We start from the raw sequence: 16,215 nt of genomic DNA on the forward strand, positions 1-16,215 counted from the left end.
GGTTAAAGTTACACGCTATTGTATAATTGTGGGTTTGAAACTGTAGCGGATTTTTCCAAAACGCGATCCATCGAGGTCCTCATGAAGCGTGTGCTTTCCAAAATGCTAGTTACCAGCGGCCTGCTGCTGGGCTCTTCCCTTCTTGGCGTCAGCTATGCCGCTGACGTTATCGTCTCCAAACCCGACGCAGCCAAGGGCGAACAGCTCTATACCAATGGTGATTCCTCCCGCGGCATTCTGGCCTGTGTCACCTGTCACGGCCCCGGCGGCAACAGCACGCTTCCCGCCAATCCAAATCTGGCCGGCATGTCGCATGAATACATCGCCAAGCAATTGCGCGATTTCAAATCCGAAGGCAACGACCCACCCACCCGGGCCGGTGCCGATGGTAATCCCTCCGCCATGACAGCCATCGCCAACCCACTCACGGAAGAAGACATCAAAAATGTGTCTTACTATCTGGCGCTGCAGGAACTGAATTACGAAACGGCCGCCACCGCAAGCAATGTTGAAACCATGGAGCGCGGGCAAAAAATCTGGCGTGCGGGCATCGCCGAGCGTGGCGTACCGGCTTGCGCCGCCTGCCACTCACCCAACGGGGCGGGTATCCCAGCCCTGTTCCCGCGTTTGGCCGGGCAGTACCCAAGCTATCTTGAGGCGCAACTAAAACTGTTCCGCAGCAACGACCGGGCCAACAGCCCCATGATGCACGACATTGCCGACCGCATGTCCGACAACGACATCTCCGCAGTAGCCGATTACGCTGCCGGCCTGCGATAACAACAAACGAACCGCTTTAACGCAGAACCAATACTGCCTGAGCTGGTCATAAGGGGGGGCGCCATTACCGGCCCCCCTTTTCTTTGCAAAGACCCTTTCGTGAACAACGTTAATATCGCATCTCGTCAACGTGCCGACTTATTCGAACTGCTGGGCTCCATGCGGTTCGCCGTCAGCCTGTTGATGTTCATCTGTGTGGCCAGTGTGATTGGTACGGTGCTGCCGCAAAACCAGGCTTCAAGCACCTATATCGACCAATTCGGGCCATTCTGGTATGCCTTGTTCGACGTCTTTGCGCTTTGGCATGTGTACAACAGTTGGTGGTTTTTAACCATTATGGCGTTTCTGGTGGTGTCCACCAGTCTGTGTCTGCTGCGCAATACGCCCAAAATGGTGAAAGACATGCGCTCGTTCCGCGAATATGTTCGTGGCAGCAGCCTGCGCGCCTTCCATCACAAGCTCGAAACCGACACGCCCTACAGCCCAGAGGAAAGTAGCCGGAAACTAACGCAATGGCTCAATAAACAAGGCTACAAGGTAAAGGTTCGCCAAGACGGCGACAGCCAACTGCTGGCGGCCAAGAAAGGCAGCACAAACCGTTTGGGTTATATTTTCGCGCACGCAGCCATTGTGGTTATTTGCGTAGGGGGTATTCTCGACAGTGAATTGCCGGTTCGTATGCAAGTGTGGCTGGGGGGTAAAACCCCCATTACCGAGAACATGCTTATTAAAGACGTGCCTGAGTCGGGCTGGTTGTCGGTTGCCAACCCGAGTTATCGCGCCAACTTACTGATTCCCGAAGGCAGCCAAAGCAGCAGTGCCATTGTTGCCGTAGGCGACGGTGTATTGGTGCAACCCATGCCGTTCAGTTTGAAATTGAAACAGTTCGATATTGAATACTATTCCACCGGCATGCCCAGCCGTTTTGCCAGCCACGTCGAGGTTTCCGACCCCGATACAGGCGAAACGTTCGATCAAGTGATTGAAGTGAATGAACCGCTTCGCTACAAAGGCGTCACGGTGTATCAATCCAGTTTCGATGACGGCGGTAGCGGTGTTCAGCTTAAAGCGTGGCCGATTTCAGGCAAAAACACTGAAACATTCAATGTGGATACCACGGTGGGCGACCCAACCGACATTACGCTCAATGCCAGTACGGAACAACCGGAACGCTATCAACTGAACGTAACCGACCTGCGTGTTATTAACGTTGAGAATCTGGAAATTAACGCCGACCCGCAACCGCGCGCCGTGCTTGACCACGTCGCTGCAGTCACAGGCAGTGCAACAACACTGAAAAACGAGAACCTGCGCAATGTCGGTCCCAGTGTGGAATACCGGCTCACCGGCGCAGATGGGCAATCGTTTGAATATCACAACTACATGATGCCCATTGCACTCGACGGCGGGCCGGTTTTTCTGGTGGGTGTACGAAGCAATTCAGCCGAAGCATTCCGCTACATCCGAATTCCCGCCGATGCGAACAACTCGCTTGAGTCTTTCATTCACCTGCGCACGGCGCTCAACAATCCCGAATTGCGCCGGCAAGCCGCCCAACAGTTCGCCGCACAAAGCGCCAACAGTGAGTCACAAAAAGCGTTGCTGGAAAAAGCAGCAGCCGGTGCCCTTGAGGCATTCTCCAAAGGGGGGTTCAACCAACTTCTTGAACCCGTCCCCGAAGCCGAGCGCGGCCGTTTCCTAAGTTTCGCCGTGCCCATGATCCAACTTTCACTCGCGGCTTTATACGATTTGGATCGCGCCCAACGCGGATTGCCCGAACTCACCTACAATGAAGCACAAAGCAACGCTCACAACCAATGGATGCAACAAGCGCTGTTGGCTCTGTCGAACCTGCCCGACTATCCAGCGCCCATCGTCATGTCATTAACCCAGTTCGATCACGTTCAAGCCAGTGTTTTCCAGGTAGCGCGCAGCCCCGGGCAAACCACGGTGTACTTGGGCTGTCTGTTTCTGGTTATCGGCATCTTTTCCATGTTTTATATTCGTGATCGCCGCATCTGGATTTGGGTTCAACCCAAACATTCCGGCAGCCAATGGTTAGCCGCCATGACGTCACAACGGCGCACGCTGGATTTCACCCAAGAGTTTGAGCGCTTCAAGAATGCGTTTAAACAACTGTCCACTTAACGAGGTTCATCATGTCTGATGCCCATACCCATTCACCTGCCTGGGAAGCGGCCATGGCCGCCAGCGGCGACGGCCGAGGCGAACGAGGCCGGCCCGACTGGACGGACCTGCTGTTTCTCATCGTATTGTCGGCCGGCGCCGCCTATGCACTGCTGGCGTTCAGCTCAAATATGGACGTCTACGAGAAAGCGATTCTGGTCTGTGCCGTGCCTGCCACGGTATGGCTGGGCTGGCTCTGGCGCCCGCTTCGCTGGTTGCTCATCGCCAGTGGCTTAAGCGCCTTACTGGCCATCTGGCTGTATAGCGCCGGGCAAGGCCTGGACCAGGGCGACATTACGCGTGGCGACACAGTTTTTCTACTGAAATATCTGTTTTCCTCGCAATCGGCCATTTTATGGATGTGCGCCCTGTTCGTTCTGGCAACGATCTCATACTGGGTCGGCATTATCAGCCAAACCGCAGCATGGCTTGGCACGGCGCTAACCTGGGGTGCAGTGTACGCCGGCACCACCGGCTTGCTGGTACGCTGGCGCGAAGGCCATCTTTTAGGCCCTGATATCGGCCACATTCCGGTCAGCAACCTGTACGAAGTTTTCGTTCTTTTCGCACTGATTACCGCCCTGTTCTACCTGTATTACGAGCGCCGCTACGCCACCCGCGCGCTGGGCGGCTTTGTGCTGCTGGTTGTCACCTCGGCGGTTATTTTCCTGCTGTGGTACACCTTCACCCGCAATGCCTTCGAAATCCAGCCTTTGGTGCCCGCGCTTAAAAGCTGGTGGATGAAGATCCACGTACCGGCCAATTTCATTGGTTACGGCACCTTCTCGCTGGCGGCCATGGTGGGGTTTGCCTATTTAATCAAAGAGCATGGTGAAACGAAGTCACGCCGCAAGCTGATTCCCTTGTTTTTGCTGGGCGCCATTCTTTGTGCCGAGCCGTTCATGTTTGGTTCGCGAGAACTGTCTCCCACCTGGATGCTTTACTTCGGCATTGGTGCCTTGATTGTCGGCACCATATTGGCCTTGCGCGCCCCCATTGCCAAACGACTGCCATCGTTGGAAATTCTCGACGACATCATGTATCGCGCTATTGCCGTGGGCTTTGCATTCTTTACCGTTGCGACGATTCTGGGCGCGCTATGGGCGGCCGATGCCTGGGGCGCTTATTGGCAGTGGGATCCAAAAGAAACCTGGGCGCTTATTGTGTGGCTGAACTACGCCGCCTGGCTGCATATGCGGCTGATGAAAGGTTTGCGGGGCACCATGGCGGCCTACTGGGCGCTGGTCGGCCTGGTGATTACCAGCTTTGCATTCCTAGGCGTAAACATGTTCTTGTCGGGGCTGCACTCTTACGGCGAGCTTTAAAAGGCCAACGCTTTCGTGTCACAGTAAGCCGACAAGGCGTTCGCTAGGTCCGCCCACAGCGCCTCAGGGTCCTCCAACCCTGCGTGCAGCCGCAGCAATGGGCCTTGGTAGGGCCACGGCGTGACTGATCGTGAAGGCGTATCAATCGGCAAAGCCAAGCTTTCATAGCCCCCCCATGAAAGGCCGATACCAAACAAAGTCAGTTGGTCGAAAAACTTCTCCAGTGCCTGCGCCCCCGCAGGCACTGGCTGAAGCACCACACTGAACAACCCACTGGCACCCAGGAAATCGCGTTTCCAGAATGTATGCCCCGGCGAGGACGAGAGTGCGGGATGCAGTACCGCCTCAACAGCCGGATGCGATTGCAAACGTTCAGCCAGCATCAGCGCCGTTGCCTGATGGCGTTGAAGCCGAACGGATAAAGTGCGCAAACCCCTGGTGGCCATATAAATATCATCGGGCCCGGCCGTTTGACCGAAAGCCTGCGCGTGCGCCTGCAACCGCGGCCAGGCACGTTGATTGGTCGTTACCGCGCCTAATATGGCATCGGAATGACCCACAAGATATTTGGTGGCCGCATGAATAGACACATCGACACCATGCTGAAACGGTTTAAAGTACAGCGGCGTTGCCCACGTGTTGTCCATCAACACCCAGGCGCCGAAAGCATGGGCAACCTGCGCCAACGCAGGCACATCGACCACTTCAAATGTTTGTGAACCCGGTGACTCCAGATATAGAACCCGGGTTGTGCTGCGAAACCGCTTCGCGATATTTGCTCCTTCCAAGGGGCAAAAATACTCAACCTGCACTCCCATTTTGCTCAAAACCTGATCCGCAAATGCCCGAGTCGGACCATAAACGTTATCAGTGATCAGAATATGGTCACCCGGTGACAGGAATGCCAGCATTGCATGCGTACACGCGGCCAAACCTGAAGGAAAAACCTGCGCGTCGTACGCCCCCTCCAGCTCTGCAAGGAGCGCCTCAAAAGACCGCGTGGTTGCCGTTCCGAACCGGGCGTAGTGCCCGTAAGGGTTGGCATTGGCCCGTGCTGCTTTCCAGTCGGCATAGGAGTCAACCAACAAGGTCGACGCACGACAGGGTGGTGTATTCACCATACCGCCAAAATGCGCCGGCGCCCGGCCGGAATGAATAAGAAGCGTATCGTCATGCGAGGTTTTCATACTGAATATGATAATGACACCCTGACGAAATGATTTTGATTTTTACCTACCGCATTCTCTAAAAATAAAATAATATTCTTATTATCTTTAATTTTTTGAAATAAATTTTCTTTTGAGACAATATGGACAAGTTCGATTGTCATATTCTTGAGATTTTGCAATCCGATTGTGCGCTTGCGGTTAACGATATCGCCGAACAGGTTGGCCTAAGCGCAACAGCCTGCTGGCGGCGTATACAGAAGCTTGAAGAGCAGGGTATTGTTCGCGCTCGTGTGGCGTTATTGGATGGCGCGAAACTTAACGTTGGCGTAACGGTTTTTGTGGCAATACGCACCAGCCGGCACGATGCCAAATGGCTGGCGCAATTTCATGCGGCGGTCTCAACGATTCCAGAAGTCGTTGAACTGTATCGGATGTCGGGCGACACCGATTATTTAATGCGCGTTGTCGTACCCGACGTGGCGGGTTACGACCGTATCTACAAACGGCTCATCCATATGGCCGAACTGTCCGACGTAAGTTCAAGCTTTGCAATGGAGCAAATAAAATACACAACAGCTTTGCCTCTCGGATATGTTGCAGATACGTAAATCGAAACACGCGCGCGCAACAAGAAAGATTAGTCGGGCCTTACGCCTCGTATGGCCAGGTCCGCCAGTTCCCTGAACCGAGCCAAACCCTCAACTGCATCAGGCTTTTCCTGATTCAGCCAACGCCGCACTTCGGTTAAATAAATCGTTAAAAACAGCGAGGCGATTAACGAGGCTGAGGCCGTTTTGGTTGCCTGCCCTGTAGTCTGCCCGCGGCTCACGATTTGCTGCAATGCCTTCACCATGCGTGGCCGACGCTCGTAAAAACGGGCAGTTTCAGGACCCGGTTCATCGGTTGCGCCCACCACGTCCATAATTTCACGCACAATGGGCCGCCCTAAAGCGGGGTGGGCCGCCCAGTAATCGTAACGAGGCCTGAAGAAGGCCGTGATCTGCTCCAATAAAGATTTGTCGGTGTTAATGGCCCGTTCGGCCTGTTCACTGACCTCGTCCAGATCATCGTTCACAATCATCATCAGCAATTCACGTTTGTCTTTCGCATACGTAAACAACGTACCAATTCCCACTTCAGCCAAAGCGGCAATATCGCGCGTTGTTGCCACGTCGTAACCTTTTTCCATGAATTCCCGCCGCGCCGCAGCCTGAATTCGGCGACGACGCTCAAGCTTGCCACGCTCACGCAAACCCATTTTCGCCTGAGCCGCTCGCGTTTTCCTGTGAATAACCTGGTTTTCCATGACTCAAAAAGGTTGAATTGGTGGCCTGATACACGATCACGCTTGACCAAAATTAAAACACACCCATAAAATGAAACATGCTCATTTTTGAGCAAATAATAGAAATAATTATAGGCAGGTTTGGAGACACAGCGACAGCATTATCTTTCGCGACCCTCCCCGATCCTATTTTCACGGATAAACAACTTATGGACAACAACCCTGTCATTGTGTCCGGCGGCGGGCCGGTGGGATTAGTAGCGGCGTTATCGCTGGCCGAGAAAGGCATTAACGTCGTGGTACTGGAAACCTGTACCGATATTCCAACCGACCTCAGGGCAGGCACGTTCCACCCGCCCACCGTTGAAATGCTCGATACGCTTTCCATCGGACAGGATTTGCTGCAACTGGGCATTAAAGTGCCGGAGTGGCAAATTCGCGACCGCAAGAAAGGGCTGGTTGCCCAGTTCGACCTGGGTCGTATCGCCGACGAAACCCCTTACCCATTCCGCCTTCATTGCGAACAGCATAAGGTCTCCCGGCTTGCTTACCAGGCCTTGCAGAAATTCTCGAACGCACAGGTTTTATTCGGCCACGAATGTGTGGGGTTTACCCAGGATAAAGAGGGTGTCACGGTACAAATCAAATCGGGCGACACAACACAAGAGGTACGCGCCAGTTACCTGATTGGAGCCGACGGCGCCCACAGCATCGTTCGCAAAACAGCCGGCATCGAGTTCGAAGGTTTCACCTGGCCCGAGCGCTTCCTGGTTTTCGCCACCACCTTCGATCTGAAAAGTGTGGGGTTTACCGGTAATGCCTATATTGCCGACCCCGACGAGTGGGCCGCCATTTTCGTGCAGCCTCACAATGGCCCACCCGGCATTTATCGAATCGCATTTCCCATTCAGCCGGATCAAGACGAAGAAACCGTGCTGTCCGACGATTACGTGCAAAGCCGAATTCAAGGCTTTCTATCGCCCGATCGCACCTACGATATTCCGTATCGCAGCATCTACCGTGTGCATCAGCGAGTTGCCAAAACGTTCCGGCAAGGTCGCGCTATGCTGGCCGGCGACGCCGCGCACGTGAACAACCCCCTGGGGGGAATGGGCTTGAACAGCGGCATTCACGACGCCATGAACCTGGCCGACAAGCTTGCCAAGGTCTTGCAGGAAAATGCGGGTGACGATCTGTTAGACCTTTATGACCGCCAACGTCGCATCACCAATGTTGAATATGTCCAGGCCATCACCATCCGCAACAAAAAAATGCTTGAAGAGCGAGACCCTGAAATCCGCGCCCAGCGCCTGGAAGAAATGCGCGAAACTGCCGCAGATCCGGAAAAACACCGCGCATTTCTAATGAATTCATCGATGATCAACAGCGTGCGGCGCGCTGCGCAAATCGAATAGCGTCAATGGTTGGGGGTGCGTTTTCCCCAACTCTTTTTTTTGGTGAAAATATGCTAGAGTCAAAAATGAGCATGTTTCAGAAATTTTTAACCCCCCATGTTTTCAGCATGTAGGGCAATGAAATTTCACATTGCCACTACATAAAATCAGTTCCACTCCAGGAGACAAAAATGAAATTGAAATTTCTTGCCGGGCTGGCGCTTGCCGTTGGCCTTACCAGCACCGCTGCCGCCCAGAATGTTGGGGTTGGCACCATGAGCCAAGGCACCATGAGCTATTCCAGCGGCTCGGCCATTGCCAAAGTGATCGCCGAACAAGCCAACATGCAGGCTCGTGTGCAACCCAATAGCGGCGAAAGCGTTTTAATTCCGCTCGTTGATATGGGCGAGCTTGATTTTGGTATTGCCAACATCCTTGAGTCCGCTGAAGCAAAACACGGCGAAAGAGCGTTTGAGGGCCGACCCGCTAAGAACCTTCAAATTGCCTCCGTTATATTCCCCCTGAAAACCGCACTGTTTGTACGTGCCGACTCCGACATCAAATCCCTCGCCGACCTGAAAGGTAAACGCGTTACTTACGGCTTTACTGCCATGGGTTCGATTAACACCGTACTCGACGGTTTGCTAGCGACAGGTGGCTTAGGTCCCGACGACATCCGCCAAGTACTAGTCCCCAACGTGGTGCGTGGTGCCGACGAACTAATCGCCGGCAATGCTGACGCATTCTATTTTGCGGTGGGTGCCGCCAAAGTGACCGAGGTTGATGCTTCCGTCGGCGGTCTTCGCATGCTCCCCATGGGCACCAGCGAAGCCCAATTGGCCGCGATGCGAAAGATTTATCCTTACGGCTATTCAGTCAATGAAGCGCCCCGCCCAGGTCTTCCCGGCTTCACAGAACCCACACCCGTACTGGCATACGACAATTTATTGCTAACCAGCCCCAACACGTCCGACGAAGTCGTCTACAAAGCCATGAAGGCGCTTTATGAAAACCAGCCTGAACTGGCTAACTCTTTTGCCCCTTTCCGTGGATTCAATGTCAAACAAATGTACAAGCCCGACATGCCCCTTGAGTTCCACTCCGGCTCAATGCGTCTATTCAAAGAAGTAGGGCTGGTTAAATAACCCTGCACCTCAAGCGGAAAAGCATCATGAAAATCTCGGCGTCCGGGCGTCTTGAGCGAGGTGTTCCTGCACCTTTGCGAAATACGGTATCTCTCATTCTTCAAGCCTTGCTGACACTTACAGTAATCGGTTGGGTCCTGAAGGTACCGTTATATATGGGTTGGACGTTCTATAACGAACAGTTCCTAGCTCTGATTCTGGGTTTCGGCCTTGGACTGGCTTTTTTACTTGTCCGTGCCCGGCCTTCACCGCCCGACGCCCCGACGCCTTGGATTGATGCTATTGCGGGACTAGCGGGGCTAATATCATGTACCTACATTGCCATACGCTATCCCGCATTGGTAAATGAAGTTATTTACCGCCCGCTTGACGCCGTTATTATTAGTGCCTTAATTGTCGGTTTAATTATTGAGGCAACTCGGCGTACAGCGGGTTTAACCCTGGTTATCGTCGTTCTGGTGCTCTTCCTGTATGCTCTAACTGGGCATTTGCTACCCGACACATTCGTTAGCAGACCGGTCGACTTCACACGCTTACTGGTTTATCTAGGGATGGACACGAATGCCGTTTTGGGCCAAACCCTGGCCATTGCGATCATTGTTGTTATCCCTTTTACCCTTATGGGCCAAATACTGGCTGTAACCGGCGGCTCACAATTTTTTGCAGATTTGGCAATGGCCATGATGGGCCGCTACAGAGGCGGTTCCGCAAAAATTTCCGTCGCAGGTTCAGCTCTTTTTGGCATGATTTCCGGAAGTGCTGTCTCAAACGTCGCCGCTGTCGGTGTTGTCACCATTCCAATGATGAAGCGATCAGGCTTCCCAAGTCACACCGCCGCCGCCATTGAAGCCGTCGGCTCGACAGGTGGGCAACTCGCCCCTCCCGTAATGGGCGCAACGGCTTTTCTAATGGCCGAATTACTGCAGGTGTCCTACGCGTCAGTATTGATAGCAGCTTTTATTCCTGCATTTCTATATTACTTGGCACTTTTCATTCAAGTCGATCTGGCCGCAGCTAAGCTAGGCATTAAAGGCGAACCGATGGATCGCCTGCCGGCGCTTAAAGAAGTCTTGCGACATGGGTGGTATTTCCCTATCCCTTTTGTCATCTTGGTCCTGGGCATCATGTTTTACGGCGTGGCAGTAGAGTATGCCGCACTGCAAGCCTCAGCACTATTGATTATTTTCAACTTGGCGTTCGGATATAAAAAGCAACGCACCCCAATTAAAGAACTGCTATTGGCAGCCATTAATACCGGACGCGCCTCAATCGATATTCTTATCATTGCCGGCGCGGCGGGCTTGGTAATTGGAACGTTGAATCTAACCGGGCTAGCTTTCGGGCTTACCCTACAACTTTTGGCCGTGAGTGGCGATAGTATTCTCATACTCCTTCTCATGACGGCCGTTATTGCAATTATTCTGGGTATGGGAATGCCCACAGTCGGGGTCTACATCCTGCTTGCCACCCTCATCGCACCCGCGCTGATCAAGGCGGGCATTTCACCGATGGCTTCCCACATGTTCGTCATGTACTTTGGAATGATGTCCATGGTGACACCCCCAGTCGCAATTGCCGCCTTTGCTGCAGCCAATATTGCCGGGTGCGACGGCTCCAAGGCCGGTTGGGCCGCAACCAGGGTAGGATGGTGCTCCTATATTGTCCCTTTCCTTTTCGCCCTCTCGCCCAGTTTACTTATGGAGGGCACGATGACGTCAGTACTGTGGACCGTAACCACTGCCTCCATAGGCATTTTGGCGGGAACAGTTGCAGTTGTCGGCTATTTCTCGACCGCCGTCAATGTTGGATATCGCGTCCTGTTTATGGTCGCGGGGCTCCTTATGTTAATTCCGGCAGATACCTTCTCAGATGCGGGGTGGACCGACGTGGTCGGCGTCTTGCTCATGGCCATTCTGACAGGCCTGCACTTTCTAAATAAAAAGCGTGAAGCGGCAACACCCGCCACTCGATTAGGAAATTGAACAATGGACAAAAAATATGATGTCGTCATTGTGGGTGCCGGAATCGGTGGACTCACACTCGCCCTTAACTTGCATCAAGCAGGGTTCTCATGCGCGCTGTTTGAATCGGTCCCCGAAATCAAACCTTTAGGCGCGGGCGTCAATCTCCTGCCCCACTCAGTCAAAGTGCTCGATAGCCTCGGGCTAGTGCCTGCATTATCCCAAGTCGCTATCACAACAAAAGAATCTGTCTTTTTTAATAAATTCGGACAATTCGTTTACAGCGAACCCTCAGGTATCGACGCCGGGTACAGCTGGCCGCAGTTTTCGATCCATCGGGGTGATCTGCAAAACATCTTGATCGACACCGTACATGAGCGCATCGGACGCGATGCCATTCATCTTGGTCATCGTTGTACTGGGACGACACAGAACGATGAGGGTGTCATTGTTCACTTCGAGCACCCCGACGGAACCAAGGTCGATGTAAAGGGTTCAATTGTTATCGGTTGTGATGGTATTCATTCGATCATCCGCAAACAGCTTTACCCAAATGAAGGCGCACCGCGCTATTCAGGTGTAAATATGTGGCGTGGCACAACCCCCATGAAACCCTTCCTTAGCGGCGCCAGTATGGTACGGGCAGGCTGGTTGTCAGTTGGAAAAATGGTTATTTACCCTGTTCGCAACAACATCGACGACCAAGGTAATCAGTTGATTAATTGGGTCGCCGAAATTGAAGCGCCATACCCGGCCAAACGTGATTGGAATGGAAGAGGCCGACTGGAGGACTTTTTCCCCCCATTTTCCGACTGGCATTTCGATTGGCTCGACGTGGCAGCCATGATTGAACAGACCGAGCAAATTCTGGAATATCCCATGGTCGACCAAGACCCCCTTCCACGCTGGAGCTTTGGTCGAATAAGCCTACTGGGCGACGCAGCGCACCCCATGGTGCCGCGAGGCTCCAATGGTGCAGGTCAAGCCATTCTCGATGCGCCCTGCCTGACTGAACAGCTTCGACAGCACGGTTTAACCGAAAAAGCCTTGTCAGAATACGATCGGATTCGGGTTAAAGCTACCACTGAGGTAGTACTCATGAATCGAGTAGCTCCGCCTGACACAATTCTCAAAGAAGTGCACGACCGCACAGGCGGCAAGCCCTTTAAAAACCTTGATGACTACATCAGTCAGGATGAACTCGCCTCGATTTCCAATAAGTACAAAAGCGTCGCGGGTTTCAAAGTAGAAGATTTACGTAAAGAGGTCGTTTAGTATGAAACTCGCGCAACATTATATCGACGGGAAATGGACATCAGCCATATCGGGTGCCGGCAACATTAAAAAGGGCGTCAACCCTGCTACCAATGAACATGCCTACGACTATTGCGACGGCACTGAAACAGAAGCACTGGCTGCGGTCGCAGCTGCGCGACGCGCCTTCGATGAAACCAACTGGCGAAATAGCCCCCGTTTGCGTGCCGACATACTTTTTGACTTTGCCGCCCGTATGGAAGCGCGCAAAGCCGAAATAGCCGATTGGCTGGTTACTGTAAATGGCAAACTGCATCGCGAAGCCATGGGTGAAGTAATGGGCAGCGTGTCCGAGCTTAAGTACTATGCTGGGTTGGCCCGCACTCAGTACGGACGCAATCTCGAGGTCGAGCCCGGCGCGTTCTCCATACTCGATCGCGAAGCTGCCGGCGTTGCCGCCATTATCCTGCCTTGGAACGCGCCCTTGCTATTGTTAGTCCGATCGCTCGCGCCGGCGTTAGCCGCAGGGTGCTCCGTTGTTATCAAGCCCGCCTTTCAAACCAGCATCGCGCATAACCTCGCTCTTGAGTGCCTGACCAACGACGAACGCATCCCCGCCGGTATTGTGAACTCGGTTATCGAGTCCGGCATTGCCGTTTCACAGCACCTGTGCGAATCGCTGGATGTCGACGTCATCAGCTTCACGGGTTCTTCCCACGTGGGCAAACTAATTGCCGAATCCACCTCGCCTTCGTTAAAACGGTTGTCATTGGAATTGGGGGGCAAAGCCCCCGCCCTGGTCTTCCCCGACTGCGACATGGCCAAAACCGTTAGCGGTGTGGTGGCAGGCGCAACGGTGCTGGCCGGGCAACAATGCACCGCCATTACGCGTGTATTGGTGCACGACGCCATTTACGACGCATTCAAAGCCCAATTGGCCCAGGCCTTGCAAAGCATTAAAGTGGGTCCGGGCAATGACCCTGCTTCACAAATGGGCTGCCTCATTGATATTGCGAATCGCGACCGTATTGCCAAGCTGGTGGAGCGTGCGGAAAAAGAAGCGCGCGTCATTGTAAAAGGCCAAATTCCCGCGGGCGACTTGGCCAACGGCGCCTTCATTACGCCCAGCCTGATCGAAGTCGACGACCTTGCCTCGCCTTTCATTCAAGACGAGTTGTTCGGCCCATTAGTGGTGCTGGAGCGCTTCCACGACGAAGCCGAAGCCGTCACCCGCGCTAATGCCACGCGCTATAGCCTGGCGTCCAGCGTATGGACACAAGACCTCTTCCTGGCCCGGCGCATGGCCTCGAAACTGAACTTTGGCAATGTCTGGTGCAATACCCACAACCGCCTGTTTGCCGAAGCCGAAACGGGTGGATATGGCGACAGCGGATATGGAAAGCTGCACGGTCTCGAAGGCATGTACGATTTTATGCGTACCAAGCATTTTTATTTTGAAACTAAAACGTCATGACTATGGAAATCACCGCTGCTGTCTGTCGTGAGACGCAGCAACCGTTTTCGCTTGAAAAACTCGCGCTTGAGGCTCCGCGGCCAAATGAAGTATTGGTCAAGATCGTCGCCACGGGCATCTGCCACACCGATGTCAACATGCGTAATACCGACGGATTCACGCCCAAGCCCACCGTGCTCGGGCATGAAGGTGCGGGAATTGTTGAAAAGGTGGGTGATTCAGTTAAAAAAGTAAAGCCTGGTGATCCGGTTGTTATCACCTTCGACTCTTGCGGCAACTGCCTGAGCTGCATCCAGGGCGACGCTGCTTATTGCCAATACTTGGGCCGACATGCATTTTCCGGCAAACGCATAGACGGCACAACATCCTTACGTAAAGGTAGTGAACAAATCCACAGCCATTTCTTTGGCCAGTCTTCGTTTGCCACTTACAGTATCTGCACCGAACGCAATGTTATTCCTGTTGACTCATCGGTACCGCTTGAGTTGCTGGGCCCCTTGGGGTGCGGCATTCAAACCGGTGCCTCAACCGTTATCAACGCCTTGAAGGTACCCGCAGGAAGCAGAATTGGCGTGCTGGGCGTAGGATCAGTGGGCATGGCTTCCGTTATGGCCGCTCATTTGTGCGGCGCGGCGACCATTATTGCGCTCGACACCCAGGCCTCGCGGTTGGCGTTGGCAAAAGAGCTGGGAGCCACACACGCCATTAACGGTACCGAAGAAGACACCTTTGCCCGCATTCGTGAGATTGCCCCACAGGGCCTGAACTATGTGGTCGACACAACTGGCCACCTAGGCATTATTAAAGAGGCTGTAGGCCACATGACACCACGTGGTGTGTGCGCCCTCATCAATACAGCCAAAGGCGCCGATGCCCACATTAATATTTTGCAAATGGTATTGGGCGGACGCACGGTCCGCGGCGTTCACCAAGGCGACAGCGTACCGGACATTTTTATCCCGCAGATGATCGAACTATACAAACAAGGGCGCTTTCCCTTCGACCGGCTCATTCGGTTCTACGATTTTGCCGACATTAATCAGGCCGTTGAAGACATGGAGTCGGGAGTAGCAATCAAGCCCGTTATCCGGATGCCGCTAACTTGAACCGACCCGAATCTCAACGTAACCAAAAGAATAAAAGCTGTTCAACACAATTGATTGAAATCGCATTGTTTACAGAATTTTAGAGAAGGAGATAACAATGTTTATAAAGAATGGATGGTATGCCGCCGCCTGGGCTGATGAAATCGGCCATCATCTTGTGCAAAAATGGATTACCGGCGAACCGGTTGTGCTCTATCGCACACAAGCCGGCGAAGTCGTTGCGCTGCACGACCGCTGCCCCCACCGGCGCGCGTCACTATCAAAAGGTAACCTGGTGGGTGACGATGTGCAGTGCGCGTACCATGGCATCACCTTCGACTGCCAAGGCAATTGTGTGCGGGTTCCCGGGCAAGAAAAAGTACCCAGCGCATTGAGCTTAAGACGTTATAAAGTCGTGGAAAAATGGCAATGGATTTGGATCTGGATGGGCCAGCCCGATGAGGCCGACGAGTCATTACTTCCCGCGTTTGAGTACAACGATAGCCCAGGCTGGAAAGCGGTGGGTGGCTGTATCCCAGTTAAAGCAAACTATCAGCTTCTTACCGACAATTTGCTCGACCTGACGCATGAAACTTACGTACACGGAAAAACCATTGGTAATTCCGCCGTTGCTGAGACACCAATGGAATACCAACTGAATGGCCATGAAGTGCACGTGAAAAGAATCATGGAGAACACCCCACCACCGCCCTTGTTCAAACGGGTGCGCGGCTTCGAAGGTAATATTGATCGCTGGCAAATCATTCGCTTTCAGGCGCCTGCGCATATCTCCATTGATGCGCGCGGTTACCCTGCTGGGGTTGACGATCTTGAACAAGGTATGCGTTGGTTTTCCTTGAACTCCCTCACCCCGGTTGACGAACGAAACACACTTTATTTCTGGACAGTCACGCGTTGTTTTGATCTTGAGAACGAAGAGTTGGATGAGATCATAAAAGACCAAATACTCAAGACGTTCATGGAAGATGTAGAAGTGATCGAAGCGCAACAAGTATTAATTGAAACAGATGATCGCGCTATACCGGAGGTCAGTATCAGGGCGGATGGCGGCTCAATATCGGCACGTCGTATTGTTGAAAAATTGGCCGCTCAAGACGCAGATGCCGAAATAACCTGAACACGCAGGACTCGTCTT

Annotated in this window: 13 protein-coding genes; 11 read left to right on the top strand and 2 right to left on the bottom strand. The window is 53.3% G+C overall.

Annotated elements, in window-relative coordinates; translation table 11 throughout:
* Positions 1-81: 81 nt before the first annotated feature.
* From G9Q38_RS02925 to ccsB, 3 genes are all read left to right on the top strand, one after another.
* Positions 82-780, top strand: a complete 699-nt coding sequence (locus G9Q38_RS02925) for a c-type cytochrome (protein ID WP_199532356.1) — start codon at positions 82-84, stop codon at positions 778-780.
* Positions 781-939: 159 nt separating this feature from the next.
* Positions 940-2,928, top strand: a complete 1,989-nt coding sequence (locus tag G9Q38_RS02930; RefSeq protein ID WP_166132297.1) for a cytochrome c biogenesis protein ResB — start codon at positions 940-942, stop codon at positions 2,926-2,928.
* Between the two features lie 11 nt (positions 2,929-2,939).
* On the top strand, positions 2,940-4,292 hold the full coding sequence (gene ccsB, locus G9Q38_RS02935) for a c-type cytochrome biogenesis protein CcsB (protein WP_166127668.1): 1,353 nt from the start codon (positions 2,940-2,942) through the stop codon (positions 4,290-4,292).
* Here ccsB and metC read toward each other — a convergent pair.
* The gene (gene metC / locus G9Q38_RS02940) at positions 4,289-5,479 is read right to left on the bottom strand and encodes a cystathionine beta-lyase (protein WP_166127671.1); all 1,191 of its coding nucleotides are present in this window, start codon (positions 5,477-5,479) and stop codon (positions 4,289-4,291) included. The two genes, ccsB and metC, sit on opposite strands and share 4 nt — an antisense overlap.
* A gap of 122 nt (positions 5,480-5,601) precedes the next feature.
* On the opposite strand from metC, the gene G9Q38_RS02945 reads away from it, so the two are divergent.
* Complete coding sequence (locus tag G9Q38_RS02945; protein ID WP_119441898.1) at positions 5,602-6,069, top strand: Lrp/AsnC family transcriptional regulator; 468 nt, start codon at positions 5,602-5,604, stop codon at positions 6,067-6,069.
* A gap of 29 nt (positions 6,070-6,098) precedes the next feature.
* On the opposite strand, the gene G9Q38_RS02950 is transcribed toward G9Q38_RS02945, so the two are convergent.
* Positions 6,099-6,767 carry a TetR/AcrR family transcriptional regulator gene (locus tag G9Q38_RS02950; RefSeq protein WP_166127674.1) on the bottom strand — a complete coding sequence of 223 codons (669 nt, stop codon included), beginning with the start codon at positions 6,765-6,767 and terminating at the stop codon, positions 6,099-6,101.
* Positions 6,768-6,955: 188 nt separating this feature from the next.
* Between G9Q38_RS02950 and G9Q38_RS02955 the strand changes: the two genes are divergently transcribed.
* From G9Q38_RS02955 to G9Q38_RS02985, 7 genes are all read left to right on the top strand, one after another.
* Entirely contained in the window at positions 6,956-8,161 is a 1,206-nt protein-coding gene (locus G9Q38_RS02955; RefSeq protein ID WP_158607238.1) for an FAD-dependent oxidoreductase, read from the top strand.
* 170 nt (positions 8,162-8,331) lie between these two features.
* Positions 8,332-9,285: a TAXI family TRAP transporter solute-binding subunit gene (locus tag G9Q38_RS02960; protein WP_119515737.1), complete on the top strand. Its 954-nt coding sequence runs from the start codon at positions 8,332-8,334 to the stop codon at positions 9,283-9,285.
* A gap of 26 nt (positions 9,286-9,311) precedes the next feature.
* Entirely contained in the window at positions 9,312-11,267 is a 1,956-nt protein-coding gene (locus G9Q38_RS02965) for a TRAP transporter permease (protein WP_166127676.1), read from the top strand.
* A 3-nt stretch (positions 11,268-11,270) separates the two neighbouring features.
* Positions 11,271-12,521, top strand: coding sequence for a flavin-dependent oxidoreductase (locus tag G9Q38_RS02970; protein WP_166127679.1), 1,251 nt, complete (start codon positions 11,271-11,273; stop codon positions 12,519-12,521).
* A 1-nt stretch (position 12,522) separates the two neighbouring features.
* Complete coding sequence (locus G9Q38_RS02975) at positions 12,523-13,974, top strand: aldehyde dehydrogenase family protein (protein ID WP_166127682.1); 1,452 nt, start codon at positions 12,523-12,525, stop codon at positions 13,972-13,974.
* A 2-nt stretch (positions 13,975-13,976) separates the two neighbouring features.
* Positions 13,977-15,080 carry an NAD(P)-dependent alcohol dehydrogenase gene (locus G9Q38_RS02980; RefSeq protein ID WP_166127684.1) on the top strand — a complete coding sequence of 368 codons (1,104 nt, stop codon included), beginning with the start codon at positions 13,977-13,979 and terminating at the stop codon, positions 15,078-15,080.
* A gap of 97 nt (positions 15,081-15,177) precedes the next feature.
* On the top strand, positions 15,178-16,197 hold the full coding sequence (locus G9Q38_RS02985; RefSeq protein ID WP_166127687.1) for a Rieske 2Fe-2S domain-containing protein: 1,020 nt from the start codon (positions 15,178-15,180) through the stop codon (positions 16,195-16,197).
* Positions 16,198-16,215: the final 18 nt, after the last annotated feature.

Origin of the sequence: Pusillimonas sp. DMV24BSW_D, assembly GCF_011388195.1 — a bacterium.
GTDB classification, from domain to species: Bacteria; Pseudomonadota; Gammaproteobacteria; order Burkholderiales; family Burkholderiaceae_B; genus Neopusillimonas; species Neopusillimonas aestuarii.

Excerpts from the sequence above, each read along its gene's own strand:
- G9Q38_RS02925 (WP_199532356.1), top strand. The coding sequence starts at position 82 with ATGAAGCGTGTGCTTTCCAAAATGCTAGTTACCAGCGGCCTGCTGCTG.
- G9Q38_RS02930 (WP_166132297.1), top strand. The coding sequence starts at position 940 with ATGCGGTTCGCCGTCAGCCTGTTGATGTTCATCTGTGTGGCCAGTGTG.
- ccsB (WP_166127668.1), top strand. The coding sequence starts at position 2,940 with ATGTCTGATGCCCATACCCATTCACCTGCCTGGGAAGCGGCCATGGCC.
- metC (WP_166127671.1), bottom strand. The coding sequence starts at position 5,479 with ATGAAAACCTCGCATGACGATACGCTTCTTATTCATTCCGGCCGGGCG.
- G9Q38_RS02945 (WP_119441898.1), top strand. The coding sequence starts at position 5,602 with ATGGACAAGTTCGATTGTCATATTCTTGAGATTTTGCAATCCGATTGT.
- G9Q38_RS02950 (WP_166127674.1), bottom strand. The coding sequence starts at position 6,767 with ATGGAAAACCAGGTTATTCACAGGAAAACGCGAGCGGCTCAGGCGAAA.
- G9Q38_RS02955 (WP_158607238.1), top strand. The coding sequence starts at position 6,956 with ATGGACAACAACCCTGTCATTGTGTCCGGCGGCGGGCCGGTGGGATTA.
- G9Q38_RS02960 (WP_119515737.1), top strand. The coding sequence starts at position 8,332 with ATGAAATTGAAATTTCTTGCCGGGCTGGCGCTTGCCGTTGGCCTTACC.
- G9Q38_RS02965 (WP_166127676.1), top strand. The coding sequence starts at position 9,312 with ATGAAAATCTCGGCGTCCGGGCGTCTTGAGCGAGGTGTTCCTGCACCT.
- G9Q38_RS02970 (WP_166127679.1), top strand. The coding sequence starts at position 11,271 with ATGGACAAAAAATATGATGTCGTCATTGTGGGTGCCGGAATCGGTGGA.
- G9Q38_RS02975 (WP_166127682.1), top strand. The coding sequence starts at position 12,523 with ATGAAACTCGCGCAACATTATATCGACGGGAAATGGACATCAGCCATA.
- G9Q38_RS02980 (WP_166127684.1), top strand. The coding sequence starts at position 13,977 with ATGGAAATCACCGCTGCTGTCTGTCGTGAGACGCAGCAACCGTTTTCG.
- G9Q38_RS02985 (WP_166127687.1), top strand. The coding sequence starts at position 15,178 with ATGTTTATAAAGAATGGATGGTATGCCGCCGCCTGGGCTGATGAAATC.